Here is a 24,815-nt window from a genome sequence, read left to right as displayed (position 1 = left end):
GCCGCCCGCGCGACGCGTGCCGACGGCGAGGGCCGCGCCGTGCCTCCCGGTCGGACCGCCGTCGCGGACGTCACGTCCGTGCGCCATGATGTGCACATGAGCCCGGACGCCGACGCCCCGTTCCGCGTCTCGTTCGTCTGCAGCGGCAACATCTGCCGCTCCCCCATGGCCGGCATCGTCTTCGCACAGGTCGCCGCCGACGCCGGCATGGCCGACCGCTTCGTCGTCGAGTCGGCGGGCACCGGTGACTGGCACGTCGGCGAGCCCGCGGACGAGCGCACGATCGCGGCACTCGCAGCGCGCGGATACGATGGCAGCAGGCATCGCGCCCGCCAGTTCGACCCGGACCGGTTCCCGGACCTCGACCTGGTGGTCGCACTCGACCGCTCCCACGAACGCGTCCTGCGCTCGTGGGCACCGACCATGGACGACGCCGCCAAGGTGACGCTCCTGCTGCGGTACGACGACGCCTGGCCCCAGCAGGCCGACGTGCCGGACCCGTACTACGCGGACCGGCACGAGTTCGACCGAGTGCTCTCGACCGTCGAGCGTGCCTGCCGGGCGCTCTTCCGCCAACTCGAACCGGCAGTCCGTCAGGGAGCCCCATGACCCCCCTTCCCCCGCAGCCGATCAGCCCGCTCGACGGGCGGTACTACCCGGTCGTGCACACGGTGGGCGAGCACCTCTCCGAGGCCGGCCTCAACCGCGCACGCATCGTGGTCGAGGTCGAGTGGCTCATCTTCCTGACCGACCACGCGATGTTCACCACCTCGCCGCTGAGCATCGACGACAAGGCAGCGCTCCGCCGGGTCGTCGAGACCTTCGGCCACGACCAGATCGCGGAGCTCGCCGAGATCGAGGCCACGACGCGGCACGACGTCAAGGCCGTCGAGTACTTCGTCCGTCGCCGCCTGTCCGAGCTCGGACTCGACGCCATCGCCGAGCTGACGCACTTCGCCTGCACCAGCGAGGACGTCAACAACCTGTCCTACGCACTGACGGTGCGGGACACCGTCGACCAGGTCTGGCTGCCCGCCTACCGCTCCGTCCTGGCGACGCTCCGCACCATGGCGGAGCAGCTCCGCGCCGTGCCGATGCTCTCGCACACGCACGGGCAGCCCGCGACGCCGACGACGCTGGGCAAGGAGCTCGCGGTGGTCGTCTACCGCCTCGAGCGCGTCCTGACGCAGATCGAGCACGGCGAGTACCTCGGCAAGTTCTCCGGCGCCACCGGGACCTTCTCGGCGCACCTCGCCGCCGACCCCGAGGCCGACTGGCCCGCGCTGTCGAAGGAATTCGTCGAGGGGCTCGGCCTGACGTGGAACCCCCTGACGACGCAGATCGAGTCGCACGACTGGCAGGCCGAGCTGTACGACCGGGTGCGCCACGCGAACCGGATCCTGCACAACCTGGCGACCGACGTGTGGACCTACATCTCGATGGGCTACTTCACGCAGATCCCGGTGGCCGGTGCCACGGGGTCGTCGACGATGCCGCACAAGATCAACCCGATCCGGTTCGAGAACGCCGAGGCGAACCTCGAGATCTCGTCGGCGCTGTTCTCGACGCTGTCCGAGACCCTCGTGACGAGCCGCCTGCAGCGCGACCTGACCGACTCGACCACGCAGCGGAACGTCGGCGTCGCGTTCGGGCACTCGCTGCTCGCGCTCGACAACCTGCGTCGCGGGCTCGGCGAGATCGCGGTGAACGAGACCCGGCTGGCCGAGGACCTCGACCACAACTGGGAGGTGCTCGGCGAGGCGATCCAGACGGTCATCCGCGCCGAGGTCACCGCCGGGCAGTCGAACATCGAGGACCCCTACGCGATGCTCAAGGAGCTCACGCGGGGCAAGCGCATCGGCCAGGACGAGCTCGTCGCGTTCGTGAACGGCCTCGACATCTCGTCGGGTGCCAAGGCACGACTGACGAACCTCACGCCCGGCACCTACACGGGCCTGGCCGACGAGCTCGTCGACCGCCTGGACGTCTAGTCCGACCCCTTCCGCAACACGCGACGACGGCGGCTCCTCGCAGCGGTACACCCCTGCGAGCGGCCGCCGTCGTTGCGTTCCGCGAGACCGCGAGCGGGCGCAGCGGACGGGAGGCGCGAGGCGGCCCCGCCGCGCACGTCACCACCTCAGGTGGTGACGGCCCGTGCCTCGGCGACCAACGCCTCCAGGACGGTGCGGACCGCGGGACGGACCGCGCGGTCCGGACGGGCGAGCGCCTCGATCCTCCGGCCCGCCCGCACGTCGGCGAGCGTCGCCAACCGGAACCGTCCCGCCGCACGCGTGCCCGACGTGTACCGGGGCACGAGCGCGATGCCGTGCCCCGCGGCCACCAGGTTCTCGATGACGGGCAGGTGGATCGTGCGGAACGCCACCGACGGCGGGGTGTCGGACGCCGCGGCCATCGCGATCAGCACGCGGTCGATCGGGTAGTCCTCGGGCACGCCGATCCAGGTCTCGTCGACGACGTCCTCGATGCCGACGCGCTCCCGGTCGGCGAGCGGGTGGTCGAGCGGCAGGGCGACGTCGAGCGGTTCCCGGAGCAGCGCGACCGTCTCGACGGCGCCGTCGGGGCGGCGGGCACCGTCCGGGCGGTGCCCGATGACGACGTCGTGGTCGGCGGTGAGCGGCGCGAACTCCCCCTCGCTGACGTCGACGTCCGAGAGCTCGAGGACGATGCCCGGGTGCTCGCGCATGCGCGTGAGGAGCCCCGGCAGCAGCAGCTCGGCCGCCGAGGGGAACACCGCGAGGTCGACCGTCCCGCTCACCCCCGCGAGGTGCTCCGACCACGCCGACTCCACCGTGGCGAGCGCGGTCGCGACACCGGTGGCCATGTCGGCGAGTGCCCGGCCGTCCGCGGTGAGGCGCACGCCGCGCCCGACGCGCTCGACCAGGGGTACGCCGGCCTGGCGCTGCAGCGTGCGGAGCTGTTGCGACACCGCGCTCGGGGTGCGGTGCGTGGCTGCTGCGACCGCGGTGACGCTCCCCCGTTCCGCGAGCTCGCGGAGGACCGGCAGCAGGGCGATGTCGAAGCCGACCATGCAGGGACCCTACAACGATGCTGTCACACCGTGCGCTGGTGCTACCGCTTCTCGTGCGGGACGATCGATCCGTGCTCTTCCGCGACCGCATCCTGGCCCTCGTCGTCGCCGTGGCGTGGGGTCTGAACTTCCCGGCGACCGCGATCGCCCTCGACCACTGGCCCCCGTTCCTGCTCGCCGCCGTCCGGTTCAGCCTGCTGGCCGTCCCGACGATCCTGTTCGTCCCGCGGCCGAGGGTCCCGTTCCGGTGGATCGTGCTCGTCGGTGCGACGCTCGGCGTCCTGCAGTTCGCGTTCCTGTACCTCGGCATGGCGGCCGGGATGCCGACCGGGCTCGCGTCGCTGGTGATCCAGGCGTCGGCGCCGTTCACGGTCGTGCTCGCCGGGGTCCTGCTGCGTGAGAAGCTCACCGCCCGTCAGGTCGTCGGGGTGTCCGTCGCGGTCGCGGCCCTCGGCGTCATCGCGGTGCACCGGGCGCAGACCGCGGCGCTGCTGCCGGTCGTGCTGGTGCTGTGCGGGGCGCTGGGCTGGGCGCTCGGCAACGTCGCGACGCGGCGGACCGGTCCGGTGAACCCGCTGCACCTGACCCTGTGGTGGGCCGTCGTGCCGCCGGTGCCGATGTTCGCACTGTCGCTGCTCGTCGAGGGGCCGGAACGGGTCGGTCGGGCGTTCGGCACGGCGTTCACCGCGTCGGCGTTGCCGGCCGACCTCGGCCTGCTCTACATCGTCGTCGCGGGGAGCCTGGTCGGGTACGGGATCTGGTCGCGCCTGATGGGGAAGTACCCGTCGAGCACCGTCGCACCGTTCTCGATGCTCGTCCCCGTGATCGGGGTGCTCGCCTCGTGGGCGGCGTTCGGCGAGGTGCCGGACGTGGTCGAGGTCGTGGCCGGTGCCGTGGTGGTGGTCGCCGTGCTGTGGTCGTCGCGCACCGCGAGGGTGGTGCCGGCCGCGGCGGTGCCGGCGGTGGCGGTGCCGGTCAGCCCCGGTGCTGCCGGCGCTCGGCGATGATGCCGGCGAGCGCGCCGCGCAGGTGCGGGTACCGGAACTCGTAGCCCGCCTCGAGCAGTCGTGTCGGCACGACCCACCGACTCTTCAGCACGAGCTCGGTCTCCGTGCGGATCGCGAACGACCCGATCTCGAGCATCCACCGCCAGGTCGGCAGCCCGAAGCGCCGTCCGACCGCGTCGCGGATGGTGGCCATCACGGTCCGGTTGTCCGACGGCTCCGGGCTCGAGACGTTGACCGGACCGTCGATGTCCTCGTGGTCGCGCACGAACCGGATCACCCCGAGGACGTCGTCGATGTGCACCCAGCTGAACCGCTGCCGCCCGTGCGTGTGCCGGTCGTGGTGGTACGTGCCCGCTCGGAGCCGGGCACGCGTCGGGAACCACGCCCCGTCGAACTGCGGCCCGCCGAGACCGGCCTGGGCCAGTCGGAGCAGCGGGACGAGGGCGCTCCCGTCGCCGAACACGATCGCCATCCGGAGCGCGACCCGGCGGGTGTGCGGCAGGTCCGCGCTGAACAGGGCGTCCTCCCACGCCTTCGCGACCGAGACCGAGAAGCCCTCGCCGAGCTCACCCGTGGCCTCGTCCTGGGGTCGGTCGTCCGCGTGCCGGTAGATCGTCGCGGTGGAGGCGTTCAACCACAGCGGCGGCGGGTGCTCGGCGGTCCGGATCGCCTCGGCCAGCTCGAGCGTCGTGTCCACGCGGGAGCGCATGATCTCCGCTCGGTTCCGACGGCCGTAGCGGCAGTTCACGCTCTTGCCCGCCATGTTCACCACGATCGCCGCACCGTCGACGAGCTCACGGATCCGGAGCGTGTTGCCCCACACCGCGTCGCCCGTGCGACCGACCGTGACGACCTCGTACCCCTCGTCGCGGAAGGCACGCTGCAGGTGCCGTCCGACGAAGCCGCCCGCTCCCGCGATCACGGCGCGGCCCCTCGGCGCGCGGGTGGTGTCGTCGCTCATCGTGTCCCCTGTCCGGTGTCGGGCTCGATCCGGTAGCGGAAGGCGCCCTCGTACCGGTACAGCGTGCCGATCAGCGGCGCCGAGAGCCGCAGGGACACGCGCTGCACGTCGGCATCGTCATCGAATCGTTCCACGAGCGTGACACGCGGAGCGGCGACGGCCGGGAGGCTCCGGGCACGTCCCAGCACACGGACCGTCACCCGGGTGGAGACCAGGCGCAGGGCGCCCGCGTCCGGCCCGTCCGCGTCGACCTCCGCCCGGAGCAGGGCGCTGACGCGCCCACGGCGACCGAGGTGGTCGACGAGCCCGTGCGGTTCGGCGGTGATCGCGTCCACCATCGTGCGGGGTCCGGTCCGGAAGCGGAAGGTGCGGTGCGCGCGGACGGCGACCCGTGCCTCCCGACCGTCCACGGCGCCGCGGCCGACGTGAGCCGGACGGTTCTCGACCGTGAAGGGGACGTCCCGCTCCCACACGGGGAACACCACGGCGTCCCGGGCCAGGACGGCCAGGAGCGGCCAGATCCAGCGCCGCGGCGTCCCGACGACCGCGAACACGCCCTCGCCGCGGCCGACGTGACCCACCGGGACCGCACCGAAGTACGTGCGCAGTCGTGGGTGCAACCGTGCGAGCACGGCCGACGGTGTCGTCAGCTCGTAGGGCGACCGGGTCACGACGCCGATCCTGGCACGGTGTCGGCCTCGTTCCCTACGATCGAGGCATGGGACACGACCACGCGCACGGGCACGCCGGCGCCTCGGAGCGCGCGCTGCTCGTCGCGTTCTGCATCTCGGCGGGCATCCTGCTCGCCGAGGTCGTCGGGGCGGTCGTCACCGGCTCCCTCGCACTGCTCGTCGACGCCGGGCACATGGTCGTCGACACCGGTGGCCTCGGCATCGGCCTGGTCGCCACCCGGCTCGCGCGCCGCTCGCCCACGGCCCAGCGGACGTGGGGCTACCAGCGTGCTGAGGTGCTGGGCGCCACGGCGCAGGCGGCGATCCTGCTCGCCGTGGGGGTCTTCGTCGTCGTCTCGGCGGTCCAACGACTGTTCGTGCCCGCCGAGATCCACGCCGGCCCGCTGCTCGTGTTCGGTGTGGTCGGGCTCGTCGGCAACCTCGTCGCCTACACGGTGCTCGCGCGGGCCTCGGGCGGCGGCTTCACCTCACGGGCGGCCCGGCTCGAGGTGCTGAACGACACCCTCGGGTCCGTCGCGGTGATCGCCGCCGCCGTCGTCCTCGCGCTCACCGGGTGGGAGCGGGCCGACTCGATCGCCGCGATCCTGATCGGGCTGCTCATCCTGCCGCGGGCCGTCCGGCTGCTCCGCGAGACCGCGAACGTGCTGCTCGAGTCCACACCGCCCGGGCTCGACCTCGACGACGTGCGCGCGCACATCCTCGAGCTCGACCACGTGATCGAGGTGCACGACCTGCACGCGACGCTCGTCGCCACCGGCGTGCCGAACCTGACGGCGCACGTCGTCGTCGACGACCACTGCTTCTCGACCGCGCACGCGCCCCGGATCCTCGACGCGCTGCAGCAGTGCGTCGCGGAGCACTTCGACGTCCCCGTCGAGCACTCGACCTTCCAGCTCGAACCGGTCTCGCACCGGCGGCACGAGCACGAGGTGCACGCGTAGGCACGAGGTGCACGCGTAGGCACGAGGTGCACGCGTAGGCACGAGGTGCACGCGTCGGGACGGGTCGGCCGGGCCTGCGCACCGGTCCGGTGCGGTCAGCAGCCGCCGTCGTCGGTGGGGAACGCCGTGATCACCCGGTCGGTCGTCTCCGACACGATCACCCGCACGTTCGGCTCCGCCGACGGACGCGAGCCGTCGTCGAAGCGGACCGGCGCGGCGTAGCAGACCTTGCCGTCCCCGGCGTCCTGCGGGTAGCCGGCGGGCGGTGCCTCGAGCACGGACCGGACGGCGGTGAGCATCGCGTCGTCCCAGTCCCGTGAGCCGTGGCCCCGGACGACGTCCTGCCAGTCGGCGGTGTGCCGGACGCGGATGTGCTCGTAGCCCTGGCCGGACGTGCCGCACTGCAGCTCGACCCGTCCGAGCGCGGCGGTCTCGTACCGGGCGACCACGGCCCGGCGATCGACGTCGCAGCGGTCGAGCACGTCGCCGCCGGGCAGGTCGGGGCCCGTCCGCTCGATGGTGACGGTGCCGTCGCGCGTCGTCCCGTCGGCGGCGGTCGCGCTGGGCGAGACGGTGGACGCTCCGCCGCCGATCACCGGGTCCTCGCCGCTGCGCTGCGCCGTCAGGGCGAAACCGCCGGCGACCAGGCCGGCCGCGATGACCGCGGCGACGACGGTGACGGCCGGACGTCGGCGCTGCTGGGGCATGCGCTCCAGTATGCCGGGAGACGACCTGCCGAACGGCTGGCCGGGTGGTCGGCTGGTCGCGGCGGACTACGCCGCGCGGGCGGCCAGACGCGGGCCGGCGACCAGTGCGAGTGCGACGACGAAGGCCACGTACGCGAGCAGCACCGGGAGCGTCGGCACGACGAGGAGCGCGGCGCCGACCGCCACGACGGGCACGGTCAGTCCTGCGTACGCGACGAGGAACGTCGCCGCGAGCACCCCGCCGCGCTGCTCCGGCCCGACGAGCGACCCCGCGCGGGCGATCGCGGCCCGGAAGAGCAGCCCGACACCGGCACCCGCCACGACCCCGCCGCCGATGAAGCCCGCGACCTGCAGGAGCACGGCGGCGATCGCGAGCACGACGAGACCACCGACGAGCAGCACCAGGCCGAGCCGGATCTGCCGACGCTGGGACAGCCTTGCGAAGACGATCTGCGACACCGCACTCGCGGCGAAGACCCCGAACGTCGTGGCGCCCGCGGCGAGACGGTCGGTGACGTGGAACGTGGTGCCGAGGAAGGTCGGGGCCACCGAGGTGAAGAGTCCCTGCACGGCCAGGGCGGCGAAGGCCGCGGCACCGGCGGCCCAGAACACGCCGGCCTGCCCCTCGGGAGCGGCCATCCGCTGCGGTCGGTACGGCACCGGCTGCTCGGGACGGTCGACGGTCTCCGGCGCGGCGAGGACGACGACGAACGCGACCGCCAGGGCGACGACGAAGACGACGTACGGCACGACGAGCGGCTGCCCGACGAACTCCGCGAGCGCGCCCCCGACCAGGGCGCCGAGCGACAGACCGCCGAGGTTCACGGCGCCGGCCGCGACGCTCGCACCCTGGGCGGACGCGGACGAGCCGGTCGCCCGGACCCGCAGTTCACCGAGGTGCGCGGTCGCCGTCGCGGTGAGGAGCCCGACGCCGAGCCCGGTGACGAACCGCGCCACGACGAGACCGGCGACGTCGGACCACAGCAGGAACAGCACGGCCGCGACGAGCTCGAGGGCGATCGACACCAGGATCAACGGGCGTCGTCCGTGCACGTCGCTGAGGTGTCCCGCCAGGAAGAGCGAGGCGACGACCCCGACACCGTAGGCGGCGAAGACGACCGTGGTCGTGAACGTCGGGAAGCCGTCGCGCGCCTGGTAGATCACGTAGAGGGGTGCCGGGACGGTCGCGAACGCCATCACCGCCAGGAACGCGAAGGCCACGGCCCAGAAGCCGAAGCCGTGCCGGCGACGGGAGTGCGTGCGCCGCCCTCGCGGAGCGGGGACGGGACGGGAGCCGGTCGTCGGGGCCGGAGCCGCGTCGGTGGTCGAGGTCATGCTCCGATGGTGCCCTGGCGCCGTCATCGAGTCCAACGGGTGTTCTTGATGAGTGTCATCGATCTGGTCGATACTCGGACGATGGAGACCCGCCTGCTCGAACAGTTCGTGGCCGTCGCCGCCGAGGGGACCGTGACACGCGCCGCGGAACGCCTGTGGGCCGCCCAGTCGACCGTCTCCGCCGGGATCGCCTCCCTCGAACGCTCGCTCGGCGTGCGGTTGTTCGACCGCACCGGTCGGCGACTCGTGCTGACCGCGGCCGGCGAGGACCTCCTCCCGCACGCCCGCGCGGTGCTCGGTTCCCTGGAGCGCATGCGGGACCTGGCGACCGTCGACGACGCCGACCTCCGCGGCCGGGTGCGGCTGGGCATCTTCACGAGCATGGACGTCGTCGACCTGACGGGGGTGCTTCGGCGGTTCCGGCGGCGGCACCCGCTCGTGGCCGTCGAGCTGATGACCTCGCCCTCGGGCACCACCGGCCTGGTGCAGGACCTGGTCGCCGGGCGGCTCGACCTGGCGTACACGGGCCTGCCGTCCGTCCCGCCCGGGGTCGTCGTCGAACCGCTGCGCGAGCTGCCCTTCCGCGTGTACACCGCCGCGGACCACCCGCTCGCTGCTCGCCCGTCGGTGTCCCTGGCCGAACTCGCCGGGGAGCCCTTCGTCGACACCGCGCACGGCTTCGGCAACCGCCTGATCCTCGACGCCGCGTTCGAGCGCCTCGGCCTCCGACGCCGGGTCGTGGCGGAGATGAACGACATGCCGGCGGTGATCCGGTTCGCCTCGGCCGGGCTCGGCGTCGGTGTCGTCCCGGACCCGGGCGTCCGGTACGACGGCGCCGTGCTCGAGCTCGAGGACGAGGTCGAGCCGCTCCGCATCGGGCTCGCGATGCGGTCGGACACCGAACCGAACCGCGCCACGCGCACGCTCGCTCGCGACGTCGTGGCCGCACGGGTGGGGTGAGGTCCGGGGGCCGTGTGGGACGTGTCCCACCGGCGGACGGGAGGCGCGGGACGGTCCCGCACCGCGCCTCCCGGCCGTCAGTCCCCCCAGATCTCCCCGACGACGGCGTCCAGCAGGCCGTCGGTCGGGAAGTCGGCCTGGTCGATCTCGACCCAGGTGTCACCGCGCGAGTACCAGGTCCGTGCCTGAGCGGCACCGGTCTCGACGTCCGTCGACGACGCTCGGCAGACGCGGGCGGGGCCCTCGACCGAGCAGACGGTGTCCTGGTCGCCGAAGAAGCTCGACTCCCGGGAGGCGAGCTGCTCGCCGTTCGCGGTCCCGACGGTGAGGGCGAGGCCCGGGCCAGGTCCGTCGCTGCCACCCCAGAGGCAGTACAGCTCGGTGACGACCCCGGATCCGGACACCGACGGAACCACTCCCCCCGGCGACGGGAAGACCTGGATGGCCTCACGCCCGCCGAACAGGCGGTCGTACGCACCCGCCGGAACAGCACCCCGGCACGACGTGGGGATCGACGCGACAGCCGTCGGATCCGCTCGGTCGGGCGGCGCGGCACCCGTCGTCGGGACCGGCGTCGGCGTCGCCGTGATCGGCGCGGAGGTCGGGGTGGTGACGGACGGCGCCGGCGCCGGCTGCTGCGTCTGCACCGGGGCCGCCACGGGACGGTCCTGCTGCGACAGCGTGAGCGCCACCGCCCCCGACGCGGTGCCCAGCGCGAGCAGGGCGACCACACCGACGACGATGCCGGTGTGTCCGCGACGCCGCTTCGGACGCGGGGTGGCGCGCTCGAGCACGCCCTGCTTCATCGTGACGAGCATGCGCTGCAGCTCGTCGCCCACGGGAGGTTCAGTGTCCATCGTGCATCACCACCTTCTTGAGTCGTCGACGGTTGCGGGAGACCCGTTGGGTCACGGCGCCCACCGTCAGCCCGAGCGCCTCGGCTGCCTCGGTGTAGGAGCGCCCCTCGAGCAGGCAGAGCTCGCAGATGCGCCGGTCGAGTTCGGGCAGGGCCGCGATCTCGGCACGGACCCAGCGCAGCGTCTCGGCGGCCTCGGTGTGGTCGACCGGTGCCGTGAGCGTCTCCGGCAGCTCGTCGGCACGGTGCCGCGTGCGCTTCCGCCCGGCGTTGCGCGCCAGGTTCCGGCACACGACGAGCAGCCAGGGCAGCAGGCTCTCCGCCGGCAGCTCCAGCGTCTCCGCCCGCTGCCACAGCACCAGGAACGCGTCCTGGACGACCTCCTCGACGTCGTGTCGATCGTCGACGATCGCCCACACGTACCGGGTCATCGTCGCGGCGTAGCGGTCGAAGACCTGCGCCAACGCGGCCTGGTCACCGGCCGCCAGTGCGCGGACGATCGTCTCGTCCGTCGTCGTGGTCGCGTCCATCGCTCACCCCCTTCACCCAGCGGTGTCGGACGGGGTGCCGATCCTGACGACGCGGCCGCGGACCGCTCCGCCCGGGCGTGTCGCCGGGCACGACGGTCGCCGGAGCGGGGTCAGTGGAAGTCGTCGCCCTCGGACCGCTCGCCCGGCGTCCTGTGGCCGCCGAGCATGTCGTTGTCGTCCTGGTCGCTCGACGCCGCGAGCTGGAGCATCGCGAGGACCACCACGACGACGATGAACGCGACACCGAGGAACACCAGGGCGAGTTCGAACTCACGCGTCGAGAAGAGCACGACCGCTCCGGTGAACACCGCGACGACCGCCGAGATCACGAGGAGCTCGGCGGGGCGCAGACGGTCGCGACGGCTGGGGGTGCTCATGCGTGTGGTGCTCCGTCCGGGGCTGCGGCAGGCGCCGTGGTGCCCCACTTGTGCGAGAGTCCGGCGATCACGTGGAAGACCGCCGCGATGGCGAGGTAGGCGCCGAGCAGTCCGACCAGGACGACGGCGGCGTCCAGGGTGCCGGTGACCTGCTCCACGCCCCCGAGCTGCTGGGAGTAGTCCGGCGGTGTCAGCAGGAACGCGACGGCGAGCAGCAGGGTGAGTCCACCGATCGTGGTCCAGTCACGGGCGAACGGCGACCGGCCGCGCGCTCGGAGTCCCTGTGCGAGTTCGAGGGCTCCCGTCAGCACGGCCCACCCGACGACCACCGTGATGAACGCGCCGAGCCCGACGCCGTTGGTCGCCAGGGCGGCGACACCGGCGACGAGGGAGACGACCGCCTGCACGAACGTGGTCGGACGCGAGCGCTCGTCGGAGGGCATGCGGCGCAGGGCGGCCCACCCGAGCACGAGGGCGTCGACGATCACGAACCCGCCGAAGAGCAGCAGGCCGTAGCCGGCGGCGTGGTTGGACGAGAAGGTGATGACGAGGGCCACGACCGCGGCTGGGACGGCCCGGAGGACGGGGATCGGCCAGTACCGCGCGCGCTGGCCGGCGTCGTCCACGGAGTCGGACACGGGACCTCTTTCGGGCATGCGGATCGTGGTCCGAGTCTACCGCCGGCGCCCCGGGCGTCGGACCGGAGCCCGTGCCGACGGGAGCCACCACCGCCGACCGGGGTCCGAGCGCCCCGACCGGCGGTGGCGCGCTCCCCGTCAGTCGGGGTCGTCGGCCGCGCGCCGGCGTCGTGCGACCCACCAGCCGCCGGCCCCGAGCCCGACGGCGGCAGCAGCCAGGGCGGCGAGGAGCCCGAGCCCCTCGGCGCCGGTGTACGCGAGGGCCCCGGCGCCGGCCCCTCCGCCGCCCGTCCGCCCGCCGCGCGCAGCCATCGGAGCGTCCGGCGTCGGCGAAGCGCTCGCGGAGCCGGCCGGCGTCGGGCCGCCCGTGTCGCCGTCGCCCTCGTCACCGCCGTCACCCTCACCGTCGCCGTCGCCGTCGCCGTCGCCGTCGCCGGGCACCGTGACGCCGATCGTGACCTCCGGGGACGGGTCGCCCCCGTCCGGATCGGTGGGCGACGTCGCGGTCGCCACGTTGACGACGTCGGACCCGTCGCCGGTGTAGCCGGGGTCGAGCACCGCCCTGATGCGGAAGGAGCGCGTCCCACCCACCGCCAGGTCCCCCTCGGACCGGCACGTCACGTGCTGTCCCTCGGCCGAACAGTCGTCCTCGGACCCCGTGAAGCGCATCGCCGCCGGCAGGTCGTCGACCACGCCCACGTCGTGCGCGGGGTCCGGACCGCGGTTCTTCGCCGTCACCAGGTACTCGACCTCGTCCCCCGGTGCCACGTCGACGGACGGGGACACCGACTTGTCGGTCTCGAGCTGCGCCTCGAGCGCCGGCGCCGCCTCGATCGGACTCGTCTCGACGGACCGGTTGTCGGACTCGTCGACGTCGGACAGCGACGCCGGAGGCGCGATGGTGGCGGTGCTCTCGAGCGCCCCCGAGGCGTCGTCCGCGACGGTCCCGGACACGGTGACCGTCGCGGCGCCGCCCGGGATCAGGTCGAGCCCGGCGTCCACGTCGCCGGTCCCGCTGGCCGTTCCGCAGGAGGATCCGTCGGTCGCGGTGCAGGTCCACGTCACGTCCCGCAGACCGTCGGGGACGTCGACGTGCAGCGCGCTGGGGTCGGACCGGTTCGGGCCGGCGTCGGACGCGGTCACGGTGTACGAGAACGGCTGCCCGGGCCGACCGGACGCGGGGAGCTCCTGGGTGACGCCGAGGTCGACGGGCTGGGAGACCCGGAGGTCGTCGACCTCGTGGACGTCGGCGAAACTGCCGGTCGCGGCGGAGAAGCCGAGCCGGAGCGTGTCCGGGAGCGGAGCCTGGGCGTCGCCGTGCAGCGGCACGCGGTCGAGGACGGTGCGGAGCAGCCCCCCGTCCTCGAGGCGCACGGTCATGAAGAGTTCCCCCGACGCCCCCGGCACGAGACTGACCCGGACCTTCCGCTTCGTCGGCCCGTCGGTCAGGGTGCCGCCGGGAGCCTGGACCCCGTCGACGTACCGGTAGCCGGTGGTGCCGTCACCCGATCCCCGGACCACGACCGAGTCCGGTCGGCGCCCGAGCCCGGACAGGTTGATCTCCTGCGAGAAGTTGCCGTAGTGGTCGACCGCCACCGCCGCGAAGCCACCCGGCACGCCGGGCAGGTCGCAGGGCCGCCCGCCGCCCTCGGTCTCGCTCGACCGGCAGGCGTACCCGAGCGCTGCGCCGTACGCTCCGACGCCCTGTGGTGCGCTGCCGTCCGCCAGGAAGAGCAGCAGCCCGTCGGCACCCTGGTCGCCCACCGTGTTGTACATGGCGTACGAGAACTCGATGTCGAGTCCGAGGTCCGAGCGGAACGTGTCGTCCGTCGACCACGCTCCGGCCTGGTCCTTCGTCTGGTCCGTGAGCCGCAGCCGCCCGTCGACGACCTGCGCGTCGCCGCTCAGGGTGCCGCCCGCGGCGGAGTCGAAGCCGTTGCGGTAGGGGAACGCGAGGTCGTCCGCCGAGGAGCTGGAGGGCAGGAGCGCCGGCGCCGCCAGGACGGCAAGGGCCACGAGTCCGGCCGTGATCGCACCCCGCGGGCGTCGACACCGTCGGGGGTGTGCGACGCGGTGGGTGGTTGTCGGGATCGAGGTGTCTGTCATGCCCCGATCGTCGCGAGCGGGACCACCCCGTCAGCGGCCGTCGAGCCCTTCTGGGGAGAACAGTCCCGAGACCAGCCGCTGTGCAGGGATGTGCGCAGCCACCCCGGCCGTACCGAACTCACCCGAGCCACACCGTGGTCTCGCCCGGGAGCATCCCCTCGCCCGCGTCGAGCGGCCCGGACGCCAGCACCACCGTGCCCGACGGCATCGGCACCGGGGACGTCCCGAGGTTCGTCACGGACCGCCAGCCCTCGTGCCGGGCGAACGCCACGACGTCGTCACCGGCGTCGAGCCACGTCAGTTCCTCGCCCTGCTGCAGCCGTCGTCGAGCCGCCGTCGCCTGCCGGTAGAGCGACAGCGTCGAAGCGGGGTCGCCGTCCTCGGCCTCGACCGACGAGTCGCCGAAGTCCTCCGGCTGCGGCAGGTGCGGTGCGACGTCGCCGAAGCCGAACGACGGCCCCGTCCGGGTCCAGGGGATCGGGACCCGGCAGCCGTCCCGCCCCTTCACCGTGTGCCCGCTGCGGATCCACTTCGGGTCCTGCAGGAGCTCGTGGGGGATCGCGGGCGCCTCGTGCAGGCCGAGCTCCTCGCCCTGGTACAGGTAGGTGGACCCGGGCAACGCCAGGATCAGCAGCGTCGCCGCACGCGCCCGACGTCCACCGCGCCCACGGTCGAGCTCGGGCTCGGTGCCGTCGGTGAGCAGCCAGGCATCCGTGTCGGTGCCGTCGGGCAGGCCGTAGCGGGTGGCGTGCCGCACGACGTCGTGGTTCGACAGCACCCAGGTCGAGGAAGCGCCGGACTCGGCCGACATGGCGAGGTTCCGCTCGATGATCTCGTGGAAGGCCCGTGCGTCGTACGGTGCCTCGAGCAGGTCGAAGTTGAACGCCTGCCCGAGCTCGGTGGGCCGGGCGTAGAGCACGCGACGCGGGGCCGGCGCCCAGGCCTCGGCGATCGCGGCGCGGGGCGGGTCGTACTCGTCGAGCACGGAGCGCCACGTCGCGAAGATCTCGTGCACCTCGTCGCGGTCGTACAGCGGGTCGGAGCCGTCCAGCGGCAGCGCCTTCTCGTTCGAGGGACGGTACGGCGTCGACAGGTCCTTCGCGAGCCCGTGCGCGACGTCGACCCGGAAGCCGTCCACGCCGCGGTCGGACCAGAACCGCAGGGTGTGCTCGAAGTCGGCGCGCACCTCGGGGTTCGACCAGTCGAGGTCGGGCTGTTCGGGCGCGAACAGGTGCAGGTACCACTGGCCGTCCGGCACCCGCGTCCACGCGCTGCCGCCGAAGTTCGACACCCAGTCGCTCGGCGGGAGCTCGCCCGACTCCCCCGCTCCGTCACGGAACACGTAGCGCGCCCGCTCGGGTGACCCTGGCTCTGCGGCGAGCGCCTGGCGGAACCACTCGTGCTGGTCGGAGGTGTGGTTCGGCACGACGTCGACGATGACGCGCACGTCGTGCTCGTGTGCGGCGCGGACGAACGCGTCGAGGTCGTCGAGCGTGCCGAGGCGCGGGTCGACGTCGCGGTAGTCCGCCACGTCGTACCCGCCGTCGGCGAGCGGCGAGGGGGTGAAGGGCGACAACCACACCGCGTCGACGCCGAGCGACGCCAGGTACGGCACACGGCTCGTGATGCCCGCGATGTCCCCCAGGCCGTCCGCGTCGGTGTCGGCGAAGCTCCGCGGGTACACCTGGTAGACGACGGCCTGACGCCACCAGTCCGGGTCGGTGGTGCGCGGGCTGCTGGCGGGCGTCCGGTGGCTGCTCACCCGGCCACCGTACCCATCGGGACCCGAGTGGTGGTCCGATCGGGAATGGCGCACCCAGCGAGCACATTGGTTGTCCCTGACACCATTCCGTGACCGAACGGTCAGGGACAGAAGGGATCCACCATGACGAACGTCCTCGCCCTCGTCGGCAGCCTGCGCGCCGGCTCGATCAACCGGAAGCTCGCCGAGGCTGCCGAGCAGCACGCCCCCGAGGGGATCACCCTCACGACGTTCGACGGCATCGTCGACCTGCCCTTCTACAACGAGGACATCGACGGCGACACCCCGCCGGCCGCCGCCGTCGCCTTCCGCGACGCCGTCGCCGCATCGGACGCGGTCCTGCTCGTCACCCCCGAGTACAACGGCACGATGCCGGCCGTGCTGAAGAACGCGCTCGACTGGGGCTCGCGGCCCTTCGGCTCGTCGCCGCTGTCCGGCAAGCCGCTCGCGGTGATCGGCTCGGCGTTCGGCCAGTACGGCGGTGTGTGGGCACACGACGACGCCCGCAAGTCGGCGGGGATCGCGGGTGCGAAGGTCCTGGAGGACGTCAAGGTCGCCATCCCGCAGTCGGTGGTCCGGTTCGCGGAGACCCACCCGCGCGAGGACGCCGAGGTCGTCGAGCTCGTGCAGGGCGCGCTCCGCGCCCTGGCCGGTGCGGCGGACGAGCGCGTCGCCGCCTGATCCGCCCGGTCGCCGTCAGGCGACCAGGAGACGGTCCGGAGGCGCGGTGCCGGCTGGCACCGCGCCTCCAGATCGTCCGGGGCAGCGCCGAGGACTCGTCCACAGCACGCGGATCCGCTAGGCAGGCGAGATACCAGACGGGTTACCCTGAACGGCATGTCGACGCAGGAGATCACGGAGGCGTCGGGGTACTGGTTCCCCGACGACGACGCCACACAGCGCGGCGTCGCCGTGCTGAACGCCCTGCGTCGCTACCGCGCCGCCGAGACCGCGATGCGGCGACGGACCCGCGACTCGATGGGCATGGGCGAGACCGACCTGCTCGCCGTCCGCTACCTGCTGCAGGCACAGCGTGCGGGTCGGATGGTCAAGCCGAAGGACCTGGCCGCCTACCTGAAGATCTCGTCGGCCTCGACGACGATCCTGATCGACCGCCTGGTGAAGTCGGACCACGTCCGCCGCGAGCCGCACCCCACCGACCGTCGCGCACTGGTGATCACCCCCACGACCGAGACCGACGACGAGGTCCGCGCCACCCTCGGGACCATGCACCGGCGGATGATGTCGATCGCCGAGGGGCTGTCCGCCTCCGACGCGCGTGTCGTCGCGACGTTCCTCGAGCGGATGCGCGACGCCGTCGACCAGGTGGACCCCGCGCTCGAGCACTGACCCCGGTGCCGTCCGCGCGTCCGACCACCCCGCGGGGGACGCCAGGGTGCACGCGCACTGGGAACGCCGAGCACGCGACCGCGTAGACCAGAAGGGTCACCGACCGCGAAAGGAGCCGATCATGCACGCATCGGACAAGCTCGCCGCCAACCTCCAGGCCGTCCTGGTGGACCTCGTCGACCTGCACCTGCAGGGCAAGCAGGCCCACTGGAACATCCTCGGACACAACTTCCGCGACCTGCACCTGCAGCTCGACGAGATCGTCGACGCCGCGCGTGAGTTCGCCGACGACACCGCGGAGCGCATGCGCGCGCTCTACGCGATCCCGGACGGCCGCTCGGCCACGGTCGCCGCGGGGACGCACCTCGACGCCTTCCCGGACGGGGAGATCGACACGCACGAGGCCATCGACGCGATCACGCTCCGGCTCTACCAGGCCACCGGCACCATGCGCGACGTGCACGACGAGGTCGACGACGAGGACCCGACGACCGCGGACCTGCTCCACGGCTTCATCGAGCGCCTCGAGCAGCTCGCCTGGATGGTCTCGGCCGAGAACCGCGAGCCGCGCACGCCGCTCGCCGCCGCCACGACCCCGGCCGTCGCCGAGGCCTCCGAGCACGAGTAGGGGACGCGACGTGGACCTCGGCATCACCGGCAAGGTCGCGCTCGTCTTCGGTGGCGACTCCGGCATCGGCTGGAACACGGCTCGCATCCTCCTGGCGGAGGGTGCGACCGTGGTCGTCACCGACCTCGACCAGGGACGACTCGACACGAGCGCCGACCAGCTCGAGGCGCCGCACGGCAAGCTCTTCGCCTTCGCCGCGGACGTGACGGAGGCCGAGTCCCTCGCCGCGCTGCACGGCAAGGTGCGCGACGCCGTCGGCGAGATCGACATCCTGGTGCAGTCCTCGGGCATCACCGGTGCGCAGGGCATGTTCCACGAGATCGACGAGCAGGGCTGGCTCGACACCATCGACGTCGACCTGATGGGCCCGGTGCGGATCACGCGCGAGTTCATCGGCGACCTGCGCAAGGGCGGCTGGGGTCGCATCGTCTACCTCGTGTCCGAGGACGCCTCGCAGCCCTACGACGACGAGCTCCCCTACTGCGCCGCGAAGGCCGGTGTCCTGTCGTTCGCGAAGGGCCTGTCGCGGTCGTACGCGTCCGAGGGCCTGCTCGTGAACACCGTGAGCCCGGCCTTCATCCACACCCCGATGACCGACGCCATGATGGACAAGCGCGCGAAGGAGCAGGGGACCTCGTTCGACGAGGCGATCTCGAGCTTCCTCGACGAGCAGCGTCCGTACATGGAGCTCGGCCGCCGCGGGGAGCCCGAGGAGGTCGCGAACGTCGTCGCCTTCCTCTGCTCCGACCTGGCGAGCTTCGTCAACGGGTCGAACTACCGGGTCGACTCCGGCTCGGTCGCCACCATCTAGGAGGACCATGAGCGACTTCCGCTACCTGATCGTCGGAGGCGGGATGGTCGCCGACGCTGCCGCCCGCGGGATCCGCGAGATCGACGCCGACGGCTCGATCGGCATCGTCAGCGAGGAGACCGAACGTCCGTACGCCCGTCCGGCCCTGTCGAAGAAGCTCTGGACCGACCCGGACTTCAGCTGGGACGAGAAGGTCGACCTGCACACCGAGGAGACCGGGGCGACGTTCGTGCTCGGGACCGTCGTGACGGCGGTCGACCGCGAGGCGGGGACCGTCACGACGGACGACGGCCAGACCCACGGCTACGAGCGCCTGCTGCTCGCGACCGGTGGGAAACCGCGCAGCCTGCCCGGCCTGTCGCCCTCGTCGCGGGTCCTCGACTTCCGCAGCGCGGACGACTACCGCCGACTCCGCGCCCTCGCGGACGCCGGAGCGCACGTCGCCGTCGTCGGCGGCAGCTACATCGGCACCGAGATCGCCGCGGGCATCGTGCAGAACGGCGCCCGGGTGACCCTGGTGACGCCCGACGAGGTCCTCGGCGGGCACATGTTCCCGGACGACCTCGCCCGGGCCTTCCAGCAGCGCTTCGTCGACCACGGCGTCGAGCTCCGCACCGGACGACGGGTCGACCAGGGCACGGAGTCGGAGGGCGGCGTCAGCCTCACGCTCGACGACGGGTCGGTCCTCGAGGCCGACGCGGTCGTGGCCGGACTCGGCATCGAGCCGCAGACGCAGCTCGCCGCCGACGCGGGTCTGACCGTGCGCGACGGCATCGTGGTGTCGTCGACGCTGGTGACGGACGACGAGTCGGTGTTCGCCGCCGGCGACGTCGCCGAGTACCCGGACCGCATCCTCGGCACGCGCCGGGTCGAGCACGTCGACAACGCCAAGCAGCAGGGCCGGCAGGCAGGCCGGAACCTCGCGGACGCGGACGAGACGTACGACCACACGCCGATGTTCTACTCGAACGTCTTCGACACGGGGTACGAGGCCGTCGGCCAGGTGTCCACCGAGCTGCAGACCGTCGAGGACTGGCAGGAGCCGCTCACCACCGGCGTCGTCTACTACCTGGACGACGACGACACGGTCCGCGGGGTCCTGCTCTGGAACGTCTCCGACAAGACGGACGAGGCCCGCGGGGTGCTCGCCGACGCCAACGGGCTCACCCGGGACATGCTGCCGGGCCGCATCACGCCGTGACCCGCGGATCCTGACGCCGGCGGCCTGGAGGCGCGGCTCGACCTGACGGGGTCGGGTCGCGCCTCCAGGCCGTCGCCGTGTGCGCGGTGCCCGGGTCAGGACCGGTCGCGCACCTCGGGTGCGACGTCGTCGACCACCTCGCGGCGGTCGTCCGGGTCCACGGGGATGTCGTCGCCGTCGGCCATCGCGACCGCGTGCGCGGACTTCGCCCGCTCCAGCTGCTCGTCGTCGCCCTTCGCCATGCCGAAGAGCTCGATGAAGCGCGACTTCACGACCAGCCAGGCATCCTTCGGACCCAGCCGGGCCAGGTCGGACGAGGTCGTGTCGTCGCGCACCCGCTGCAGCGAGCCGACGCCACGGTCGGTGATCCGCCCGTCGACGAGGGCCACCGCGAGGCGGGCCACCGCGTCCGCCTGCGCGTGCATGACCGAGTGGGCGCCGCCGACCACCTCGCGCAGGACCGCGTGCGGGAACACCCGGGCGAGGGACCGCACCCAGTCACGGGGCACCATCGCGTCGTGCTCACCGCGGACGATCAGGGTGCGCGCCCGCACCTCGGCGGCGCGGTCCTCGATCGGGAACGCGATCATCTCCGGCAGCACCTTCCGGAACCAGTGCCAGCCGCAGAGCGCGTAGGCGGTGACCCCGTGCCAGCGGACGGCCGCGGGCTCGTGCAGCGCCGACCGCAGGAAGCGGAGCGCCGAGATCGGGATGCTCCGGGCTCGGCTGTCGACGACCGGACTGATGAGCACGAGGTCGCGGATGTGCGGGTTGCGCGCGGCGACCTCGGTGACGACCTGGGTGCCCATCGAGTGCCCGACGAGCACCGGGTCCTCGAGCCGCAGCTCGCGGATGACCTGCTCGACCGCGTCGGCGTAGCGCTCGATCGACACGGCGCCACGGAAGCGCGGGACCCCGGCGAAGCCCGGCAGGTCGAGGGCGTGCACCGGGCCGTTCTCGTTGAGGTGCGGCGCGAGCCGCTCGTAGTAGGTGGCGGCGATGCCCAGACCGGCGACGAGGACGAACGCACGGTCACCCGGCTGCCCGATCGAGCTCACCCGGACGTAGGTGCCGTCGACGGCGATCCGGTCGACCTCGACCTGCACGTCGGCGTCCTCGGCACGCGCGAGCGCACCGGCCGGGTCGGGTGCGGGCGACGGGGTCCGGTCGTCCTGGTCGTCCTGTTCGGTCACGGGGCCTCCTGGGATCGGCGACCTCTCACGATACCCGCCGTTCAGCCGCCGAACGCGGAAGCGGGTGCGCCGTGCACTCGGGTGGGGACCGCGAACACCGCCCCGGAGTGCGGGTACTGCTCGAGCTGTTCCTCGGTGCTGTTCTCGCGCGCCGTGGCGACGAAGAGCGTCGACGTGTCCGGTCCGCCGAAGGCCACGGAGGTCACGTTCGGCGCGGGCACCTCGACGGTCTCGAGGTGTCGGCCCTCGGCGTCCCAGCGCTCCACCCGTCCGGCGCCGTAGACCGCCGTCCAGAAGCAGCCCTCGTCGTCGCGGACCAGCCCGTCGTGTGCGGCGCCGCTGACGAAGGGCTCGAGTTCGCCGAGCACGCCGTCGGGGCCGTACGAGCCGCGGTAGATCGTCGAGGTGCTCGTGTCCGTGACGTACATCACGCTGCCGTCCGCCGACCACTCGATGCCGTTGGTCACGCCGAAGCCCCCGCGGAGCACGCGCGTCGTACCGTCGGGCTCGACCGAGTACAGCGCTCCGGCCGGGTCCTGGTCGGAGAGGTCCATGCTGCCGACGAGGAACCGACCGAAGGGGTCGCACTTGCCCTCGTTGAACCGCATCTCGGCGGTCGCGTGCTGCACCCGCACCAGCTCGCGCTCGACGACGCCGCGCTCGTCGGTGAGCACGACCGTGTCGCCCAGGGCCGCGACGAACCCGCCGGCGGCGCGTGGCTGGAAGCTCGCCAGGGGCGGCGGCAGTGCGACGCTCGACTCCACCGTGCCGTCCGCGCGGGCGGTGGTGAGCAGGCCCAGGGTGATGTCGGTCCAGCGGAGCCGCTCGGCGGTCGGGTCCCAGACGATGCTCTCGGCGAGGACCGCCTGCTCGTCGCAGAAGACGGTCACGGGCCCGGTCACGGCGTCGGTGTGCATGTCCTCCCGTCTACCGGGGCCGGCGTGCACGGCCTGCCAGCGAGACGCGGCGGACTCGGTCGGACCGCGGGCGCCGGAGACCGCCCGAGACACCGGCGTCGGACGGAGACGCCTTCATCCCGGCGAGACGCCGTCGGATCCGGCGGCGTCTCGACGACTCGGGTGCGTCCGGTACCGACGCCGGCGTCTCACAGCGGTCCTTACGGACCGACGCCGGCGTCTCGCGCGAACCGCACCGACCGACGCGGGCTCGGGTCAGAGGCGCGCGAACCGGGCGCGGAAGAAGCTGTAGACGCCGTACGCCAGGAACCCGATGCCGACCGCGACGAGCACCACCGATCCGGCGGGCAGGTCGCGCAACGCGTCGAACGCCCCGTCGAGCCCCGTCGCCTGGTCCGGGTCGCTCCGGACGCCGGCGACGACGATCAGCACCCCGACGACCGCGACGGCGATCCCCTTGCCGACGTACCCGACGGTCCCGAGCACGGTCACGGCACGGTCGAGGGGCTGCCGCGGCCGGACGAGCTGCTTCCAGAAGGAGCGACGGCACCCCTGCACGACCAGGGCCGCACCGATCGCGATCGCCACGGCACCGACGGCGATCAGCAGGAACACCCCGCCGGGCGTCGCGAGGGCCTGGGCCGCCGCGCTCCGGGTCGACCCGCTGGAGCTCGTGCCGGCCCCGAGCGCGAACGACCCGGCCGAGTACGAGACGACGCCGTAGACGACCGCCTTGCCGACGTCCTTCGCCCGTGCCGCCCACCCGCGGGCGCTGTCGGACCGGCCGCCGACGACCGCCTCGAGCAGGAGCCGCAGGGCCAGCGCCGCGGTGCCGACGGCGACGACCCAGAGCAGGGCCACGCCTCCGGGGACCTCGGCGAGCTGCCGCAGCGCTCCCGACTGGTCCGTCTCGCTGCCCCCGGACGCGTTCCCGATCCCGAGGAGCACGACGAGGTACCCGATCAGCAGGTGGACCACACCGCTGCCGACGTACCCGGCCCGCGCCGTCAGCTCGAACCACCTGCTGTCGGCGACACGCTTCGCCTGTCGTCCGGTCTCGCGTGCTGCTCGTTCCGCCTGGTCGCTCATCCCTCCGAGCGTGCCCGACGCACGGACCGCTGTCCGCAGCGGGGCGTGCCGCGTGTCGGGACGAGCGCCGGACGGGGAGGCACGTGGCGGACGGCCACGCGCCTCCCCGTCCGCCGGACGGGGAGGCACGTGGCGGACGGCCACGCGCCTCCCCGTCCGGTGTCAGTCACCCTTGACGTTGACGACCTGCCGCAGCGTGTGCCGGACCGTCACCAGGTCGACGGCATCCGCCATGACCTGGTCGATGGGCTTGTAGGCCGCGGGGATCTCGTCGAGGAACGCGTCCGTGTCGCGGTACTCGATCCCCGCCATCGCCTCGCGCAGCTGCTCGTGGGTGAAGGTCCGCCGGGCAGCGGACCGCGAGAACAGCCGACCGGCGCCGTGCGGCGAGGACTCGAGCGACGGCTTGTCACCGAGCCCCTCGACGACGTAGGAAGCGGTCCCCATCGATCCCGGGATGAGACCGGGCTGCCCTGCCTTCGCCTGGATGGCACCCTTCCGGGACACCCACACGCTCTTGCCCCAGTGCGTCTCACGCTGGGTGAAGTTGTGGTGGCAGTTGATCCGCTCCTGCTCGTCCACCGGCTGGCCGAGCACCTCGGACAGCTGCCGGACGACCCGGTCCATCATCTCCTCGCGGTTGAGGAGCGCGAAGTGCTGCGCCCACCGGAGCTCGGCGATGTAGCGGTCGAACTCCGGGGTGCCCTCGACGAGGTAGGCCAGGTCGGGGTCCGGCAGCTCGATCCACCAGCGCTGCATCATCCGCTTGGCGACGGCGATGTGCCGCTGGGCGATCTTGTTGCCGACGCCGCGCGACCCGGAGTGCAGGAAGAGCCAGACCCGGTCCTGCTCGTCGAGCGAGACCTCGATGAAGTGGTTGCCCGAGCCGAGCGTGCCGAGCTGGTTCCGCCAGCCGCCGTGTGTTCCGGCCGGGTCGAACCCGGCGGCCGCGGCCATCGCCTCGAGCTCGGCGATCCGCGGCTCGGCGGTGGCGACGACCTTCCGGTTCGACGCCCCGGCGGACAGCGGGACCGCGCGCTCGATCTGCTCGCGGAGGGGCTGCAGGTCGGCGGGCAGGTCCGCGGCAGCGAACTGCGTGCGCACCGCGATCATGCCGCAGCCGATGTCGACGCCGACGGCCGCCGGCATGACGGCGCCGAGGGTCGGGATCACGGAGCCGACGGTGGCGCCGAGACCGAGGTGCGCGTCGGGCATCAGCGCGAGGTGCGGGAACACGAACGGCATCCGGGCCGTCGTGCGGGCCTGCTGCTCGGTGTTCTCCTCGAGCATCGAGGCCCAGCTGAGCAATCGGTCGTTGATCTTCTCCACGGTGTTCGTCCTTCGTCGTGACGGTCATCGACGGCCGGGCGGCCGTCGTGGTGACGGCCGGGTGGCCGTCGTGGTGACGGCCGGGCGGCCGTCGTGGTGACGGTCCGGGGCGGACGGATCCTGCGCCTCCGGCTCGGTGCAGTGCACCTGTGGAGGAACGACGGGAGGGACGCCCCGGGCCGGGTGGGCACGGGACGTCGGGGACGGCGCGTGCCTACGCGGGTTCGCGGAGGGACGGGTTCGCGTACTGCACCGCGGGCAGCACGACGAGCGCATCGAGCTGGCGCTCGAGGCGGCTGCTGTGCTGCTGGGCGTGCATCGCGGTCCCTCCGTGGGTGCCCGGGGCGGGCGGTCCTGCCCGACGGGCAGGAGGACC

Annotated in this window: 25 protein-coding genes; 10 read left to right on the top strand and 15 right to left on the bottom strand. The window is 73.0% G+C overall.

The annotated features are described in order from the left end of the window. The first annotated feature begins 96 nt into the window (after window positions 1–96). On the top strand, window positions 97–609 hold the full coding sequence (locus NI26_RS01715) for a low molecular weight protein-tyrosine-phosphatase (RefSeq protein ID WP_066657642.1): 513 nt from the start codon (window positions 97–99) through the stop codon (window positions 607–609). Then, the gene (gene purB / locus NI26_RS01710; protein ID WP_066651763.1) at window positions 606–1,991 is read left to right on the top strand and encodes an adenylosuccinate lyase; all 1,386 of its coding nucleotides are present in this window, start codon (window positions 606–608) and stop codon (window positions 1,989–1,991) included. The genes NI26_RS01715 and purB overlap by 4 nt, the downstream gene beginning before the upstream one ends. Window positions 1,992–2,137: 146 nt before the next feature. Here the strand turns inward: purB and NI26_RS01705 are convergent, their stop codons facing one another. After that, window positions 2,138–3,049, bottom strand: a complete 912-nt coding sequence (locus NI26_RS01705) for a LysR family transcriptional regulator (protein ID WP_066651761.1) — start codon at window positions 3,047–3,049, stop codon at window positions 2,138–2,140. A gap of 71 nt (window positions 3,050–3,120) precedes the next feature. Between NI26_RS01705 and NI26_RS01700 the strand changes: the two genes are divergently transcribed. Continuing rightward, window positions 3,121–4,056, top strand: a complete 936-nt coding sequence (locus NI26_RS01700) for an EamA family transporter (RefSeq protein ID WP_066657639.1) — start codon at window positions 3,121–3,123, stop codon at window positions 4,054–4,056. On the opposite strand, the gene NI26_RS01695 is transcribed toward NI26_RS01700, so the two are convergent. Together NI26_RS01695 and NI26_RS01690 are read right to left on the bottom strand one after the other, a co-directional pair. Beyond that, on the bottom strand, window positions 4,025–5,017 hold the full coding sequence (locus tag NI26_RS01695) for an epimerase (RefSeq protein WP_066651760.1): 993 nt from the start codon (window positions 5,015–5,017) through the stop codon (window positions 4,025–4,027). The two genes, NI26_RS01700 and NI26_RS01695, sit on opposite strands and share 32 nt — an antisense overlap. Beyond that, window positions 5,014–5,688 (bottom strand): DUF4166 domain-containing protein, encoded by a 675-nt coding sequence (locus NI26_RS01690; protein ID WP_066651755.1) that lies wholly within the window; start codon window positions 5,686–5,688, stop codon window positions 5,014–5,016. Before NI26_RS01690 ends, NI26_RS01695 begins: the two co-directional genes overlap by 4 nt. A 47-nt stretch (window positions 5,689–5,735) precedes the next feature. Between NI26_RS01690 and NI26_RS01685 the strand changes: the two genes are divergently transcribed. Next, on the top strand, window positions 5,736–6,650 hold the full coding sequence (locus NI26_RS01685; protein ID WP_066651753.1) for a cation diffusion facilitator family transporter: 915 nt from the start codon (window positions 5,736–5,738) through the stop codon (window positions 6,648–6,650). 95 nt (window positions 6,651–6,745) lie between these two features. Here NI26_RS01685 and NI26_RS01680 read toward each other — a convergent pair whose 3' ends face one another. After that, window positions 6,746–7,357, bottom strand: a complete 612-nt coding sequence (locus NI26_RS01680) for a hypothetical protein (RefSeq protein WP_066651751.1) — start codon at window positions 7,355–7,357, stop codon at window positions 6,746–6,748. Between the two features lie 66 nt (window positions 7,358–7,423). Further along, entirely contained in the window at window positions 7,424–8,692 is a 1,269-nt protein-coding gene (locus NI26_RS01675; protein ID WP_066651743.1) for an MFS transporter, read from the bottom strand. Window positions 8,693–8,773: 81 nt separating this feature from the next. Here NI26_RS01675 and NI26_RS01670 point away from each other — a divergent pair, with 81 nt between their 5' ends. Beyond that, a complete protein-coding gene (locus NI26_RS01670) occupies window positions 8,774–9,652 on the top strand; it encodes a LysR family transcriptional regulator (RefSeq protein ID WP_066651741.1) in 879 nt (292 codons plus the stop codon). Between the two features lie 77 nt (window positions 9,653–9,729). On the opposite strand, the gene NI26_RS01665 is transcribed toward NI26_RS01670, so the two are convergent. The 6 genes from NI26_RS01665 to NI26_RS01640 form a co-directional block, all read right to left on the bottom strand. After that, complete coding sequence (locus NI26_RS01665; RefSeq protein ID WP_144411203.1) at window positions 9,730–10,509, bottom strand: hypothetical protein; 780 nt, start codon at window positions 10,507–10,509, stop codon at window positions 9,730–9,732. Next, the gene (locus NI26_RS01660; protein WP_066651737.1) at window positions 10,499–11,038 is read right to left on the bottom strand and encodes an RNA polymerase sigma factor; all 540 of its coding nucleotides are present in this window, start codon (window positions 11,036–11,038) and stop codon (window positions 10,499–10,501) included. The genes NI26_RS01665 and NI26_RS01660 overlap by 11 nt, the downstream gene beginning before the upstream one ends. A 110-nt stretch (window positions 11,039–11,148) precedes the next feature. Next, the gene (locus NI26_RS01655; RefSeq protein ID WP_066651735.1) at window positions 11,149–11,415 is read right to left on the bottom strand and encodes a hypothetical protein; all 267 of its coding nucleotides are present in this window, start codon (window positions 11,413–11,415) and stop codon (window positions 11,149–11,151) included. Continuing rightward, on the bottom strand, window positions 11,412–12,053 hold the full coding sequence (locus tag NI26_RS01650) for a DUF308 domain-containing protein (protein ID WP_235426437.1): 642 nt from the start codon (window positions 12,051–12,053) through the stop codon (window positions 11,412–11,414). Before NI26_RS01650 ends, NI26_RS01655 begins: the two co-directional genes overlap by 4 nt. Window positions 12,054–12,191: 138 nt before the next feature. Next, window positions 12,192–14,159, bottom strand: coding sequence for a lectin-like domain-containing protein (locus tag NI26_RS01645; protein WP_144411202.1), 1,968 nt, complete (start codon window positions 14,157–14,159; stop codon window positions 12,192–12,194). Between the two features lie 118 nt (window positions 14,160–14,277). After that, window positions 14,278–15,921 (bottom strand): glycoside hydrolase family 13 protein, encoded by a 1,644-nt coding sequence (locus tag NI26_RS01640; RefSeq protein ID WP_066651729.1) that lies wholly within the window; start codon window positions 15,919–15,921, stop codon window positions 14,278–14,280. A 123-nt stretch (window positions 15,922–16,044) separates the two neighbouring features. On the opposite strand from NI26_RS01640, the gene NI26_RS01635 reads away from it, so the two are divergent. From NI26_RS01635 to NI26_RS01615, 5 genes are all read left to right on the top strand, one after another. Next, window positions 16,045–16,602, top strand: coding sequence for an NADPH-dependent FMN reductase (locus NI26_RS01635; protein WP_066651727.1), 558 nt, complete (start codon window positions 16,045–16,047; stop codon window positions 16,600–16,602). Between the two features lie 156 nt (window positions 16,603–16,758). Beyond that, window positions 16,759–17,271 (top strand): MarR family winged helix-turn-helix transcriptional regulator, encoded by a 513-nt coding sequence (locus NI26_RS01630; RefSeq protein WP_066651725.1) that lies wholly within the window; start codon window positions 16,759–16,761, stop codon window positions 17,269–17,271. 121 nt (window positions 17,272–17,392) lie between these two features. After that, window positions 17,393–17,899: a Dps family protein gene (locus tag NI26_RS01625; RefSeq protein ID WP_066651723.1), complete on the top strand. Its 507-nt coding sequence runs from the start codon at window positions 17,393–17,395 to the stop codon at window positions 17,897–17,899. Window positions 17,900–17,909: 10 nt separating this feature from the next. Continuing rightward, window positions 17,910–18,710, top strand: coding sequence for an SDR family NAD(P)-dependent oxidoreductase (locus NI26_RS01620; RefSeq protein ID WP_066651718.1), 801 nt, complete (start codon window positions 17,910–17,912; stop codon window positions 18,708–18,710). Window positions 18,711–18,717: 7 nt separating this feature from the next. After that, on the top strand, window positions 18,718–19,911 hold the full coding sequence (locus NI26_RS01615; RefSeq protein ID WP_066651714.1) for an NAD(P)/FAD-dependent oxidoreductase: 1,194 nt from the start codon (window positions 18,718–18,720) through the stop codon (window positions 19,909–19,911). A gap of 95 nt (window positions 19,912–20,006) precedes the next feature. On the opposite strand, the gene NI26_RS01610 is transcribed toward NI26_RS01615, so the two are convergent. From NI26_RS01610 to NI26_RS01595, 4 genes are all read right to left on the bottom strand, one after another. Beyond that, window positions 20,007–21,104 (bottom strand): alpha/beta fold hydrolase, encoded by a 1,098-nt coding sequence (locus tag NI26_RS01610; protein ID WP_066651712.1) that lies wholly within the window; start codon window positions 21,102–21,104, stop codon window positions 20,007–20,009. Between the two features lie 41 nt (window positions 21,105–21,145). Beyond that, complete coding sequence (locus NI26_RS01605; RefSeq protein ID WP_066651710.1) at window positions 21,146–22,021, bottom strand: SMP-30/gluconolactonase/LRE family protein; 876 nt, start codon at window positions 22,019–22,021, stop codon at window positions 21,146–21,148. A gap of 255 nt (window positions 22,022–22,276) precedes the next feature. Then, window positions 22,277–23,110 (bottom strand): DUF1206 domain-containing protein, encoded by an 834-nt coding sequence (locus tag NI26_RS01600; protein WP_081984559.1) that lies wholly within the window; start codon window positions 23,108–23,110, stop codon window positions 22,277–22,279. A gap of 162 nt (window positions 23,111–23,272) precedes the next feature. After that, on the bottom strand, window positions 23,273–24,439 hold the full coding sequence (locus NI26_RS01595) for an RtcB family protein (RefSeq protein WP_066651707.1): 1,167 nt from the start codon (window positions 24,437–24,439) through the stop codon (window positions 23,273–23,275). Window positions 24,440–24,815: the final 376 nt, after the last annotated feature.

The sequence above is a fragment of the Curtobacterium sp. MR_MD2014 genome (genome assembly GCF_000772085.1).
Lineage (GTDB): Bacteria > Actinomycetota > Actinomycetes > Actinomycetales > Microbacteriaceae > Curtobacterium.
Note: the sequence above shows the minus strand (reverse complement) of the source record. Positions and strands in the feature narration are given on the sequence as shown.

What these genes read in the sequence shown, in the direction of transcription:
- NI26_RS01715 (WP_066657642.1), top strand. Translation starts at nt 97, where the DNA reads ATGAGCCCGGACGCCGACGCCCCGTTCCGCGTCTCGTTCGTCTGCAGC.
- purB (WP_066651763.1), top strand. Translation starts at nt 606, where the DNA reads ATGACCCCCCTTCCCCCGCAGCCGATCAGCCCGCTCGACGGGCGGTAC.
- NI26_RS01705 (WP_066651761.1), bottom strand. Translation starts at nt 3,049, where the DNA reads ATGGTCGGCTTCGACATCGCCCTGCTGCCGGTCCTCCGCGAGCTCGCG.
- NI26_RS01695 (WP_066651760.1), bottom strand. Translation starts at nt 5,017, where the DNA reads ATGAGCGACGACACCACCCGCGCGCCGAGGGGCCGCGCCGTGATCGCG.
- NI26_RS01685 (WP_066651753.1), top strand. Translation starts at nt 5,736, where the DNA reads ATGGGACACGACCACGCGCACGGGCACGCCGGCGCCTCGGAGCGCGCG.
- NI26_RS01680 (WP_066651751.1), bottom strand. Translation starts at nt 7,357, where the DNA reads ATGCCCCAGCAGCGCCGACGTCCGGCCGTCACCGTCGTCGCCGCGGTC.
- NI26_RS01675 (WP_066651743.1), bottom strand. Translation starts at nt 8,692, where the DNA reads ATGACCTCGACCACCGACGCGGCTCCGGCCCCGACGACCGGCTCCCGT.
- NI26_RS01670 (WP_066651741.1), top strand. Translation starts at nt 8,774, where the DNA reads ATGGAGACCCGCCTGCTCGAACAGTTCGTGGCCGTCGCCGCCGAGGGG.
- NI26_RS01665 (WP_144411203.1), bottom strand. Translation starts at nt 10,509, where the DNA reads ATGGACACTGAACCTCCCGTGGGCGACGAGCTGCAGCGCATGCTCGTC.
- NI26_RS01660 (WP_066651737.1), bottom strand. Translation starts at nt 11,038, where the DNA reads ATGGACGCGACCACGACGACGGACGAGACGATCGTCCGCGCACTGGCG.
- NI26_RS01655 (WP_066651735.1), bottom strand. Translation starts at nt 11,415, where the DNA reads ATGAGCACCCCCAGCCGTCGCGACCGTCTGCGCCCCGCCGAGCTCCTC.
- NI26_RS01645 (WP_144411202.1), bottom strand. Translation starts at nt 14,159, where the DNA reads ATGACAGACACCTCGATCCCGACAACCACCCACCGCGTCGCACACCCC.
- NI26_RS01635 (WP_066651727.1), top strand. Translation starts at nt 16,045, where the DNA reads ATGACGAACGTCCTCGCCCTCGTCGGCAGCCTGCGCGCCGGCTCGATC.
- NI26_RS01630 (WP_066651725.1), top strand. Translation starts at nt 16,759, where the DNA reads ATGTCGACGCAGGAGATCACGGAGGCGTCGGGGTACTGGTTCCCCGAC.
- NI26_RS01625 (WP_066651723.1), top strand. Translation starts at nt 17,393, where the DNA reads ATGCACGCATCGGACAAGCTCGCCGCCAACCTCCAGGCCGTCCTGGTG.
- NI26_RS01615 (WP_066651714.1), top strand. Translation starts at nt 18,718, where the DNA reads ATGAGCGACTTCCGCTACCTGATCGTCGGAGGCGGGATGGTCGCCGAC.
- NI26_RS01605 (WP_066651710.1), bottom strand. Translation starts at nt 22,021, where the DNA reads ATGCACACCGACGCCGTGACCGGGCCCGTGACCGTCTTCTGCGACGAG.
- NI26_RS01600 (WP_081984559.1), bottom strand. Translation starts at nt 23,110, where the DNA reads ATGAGCGACCAGGCGGAACGAGCAGCACGCGAGACCGGACGACAGGCG.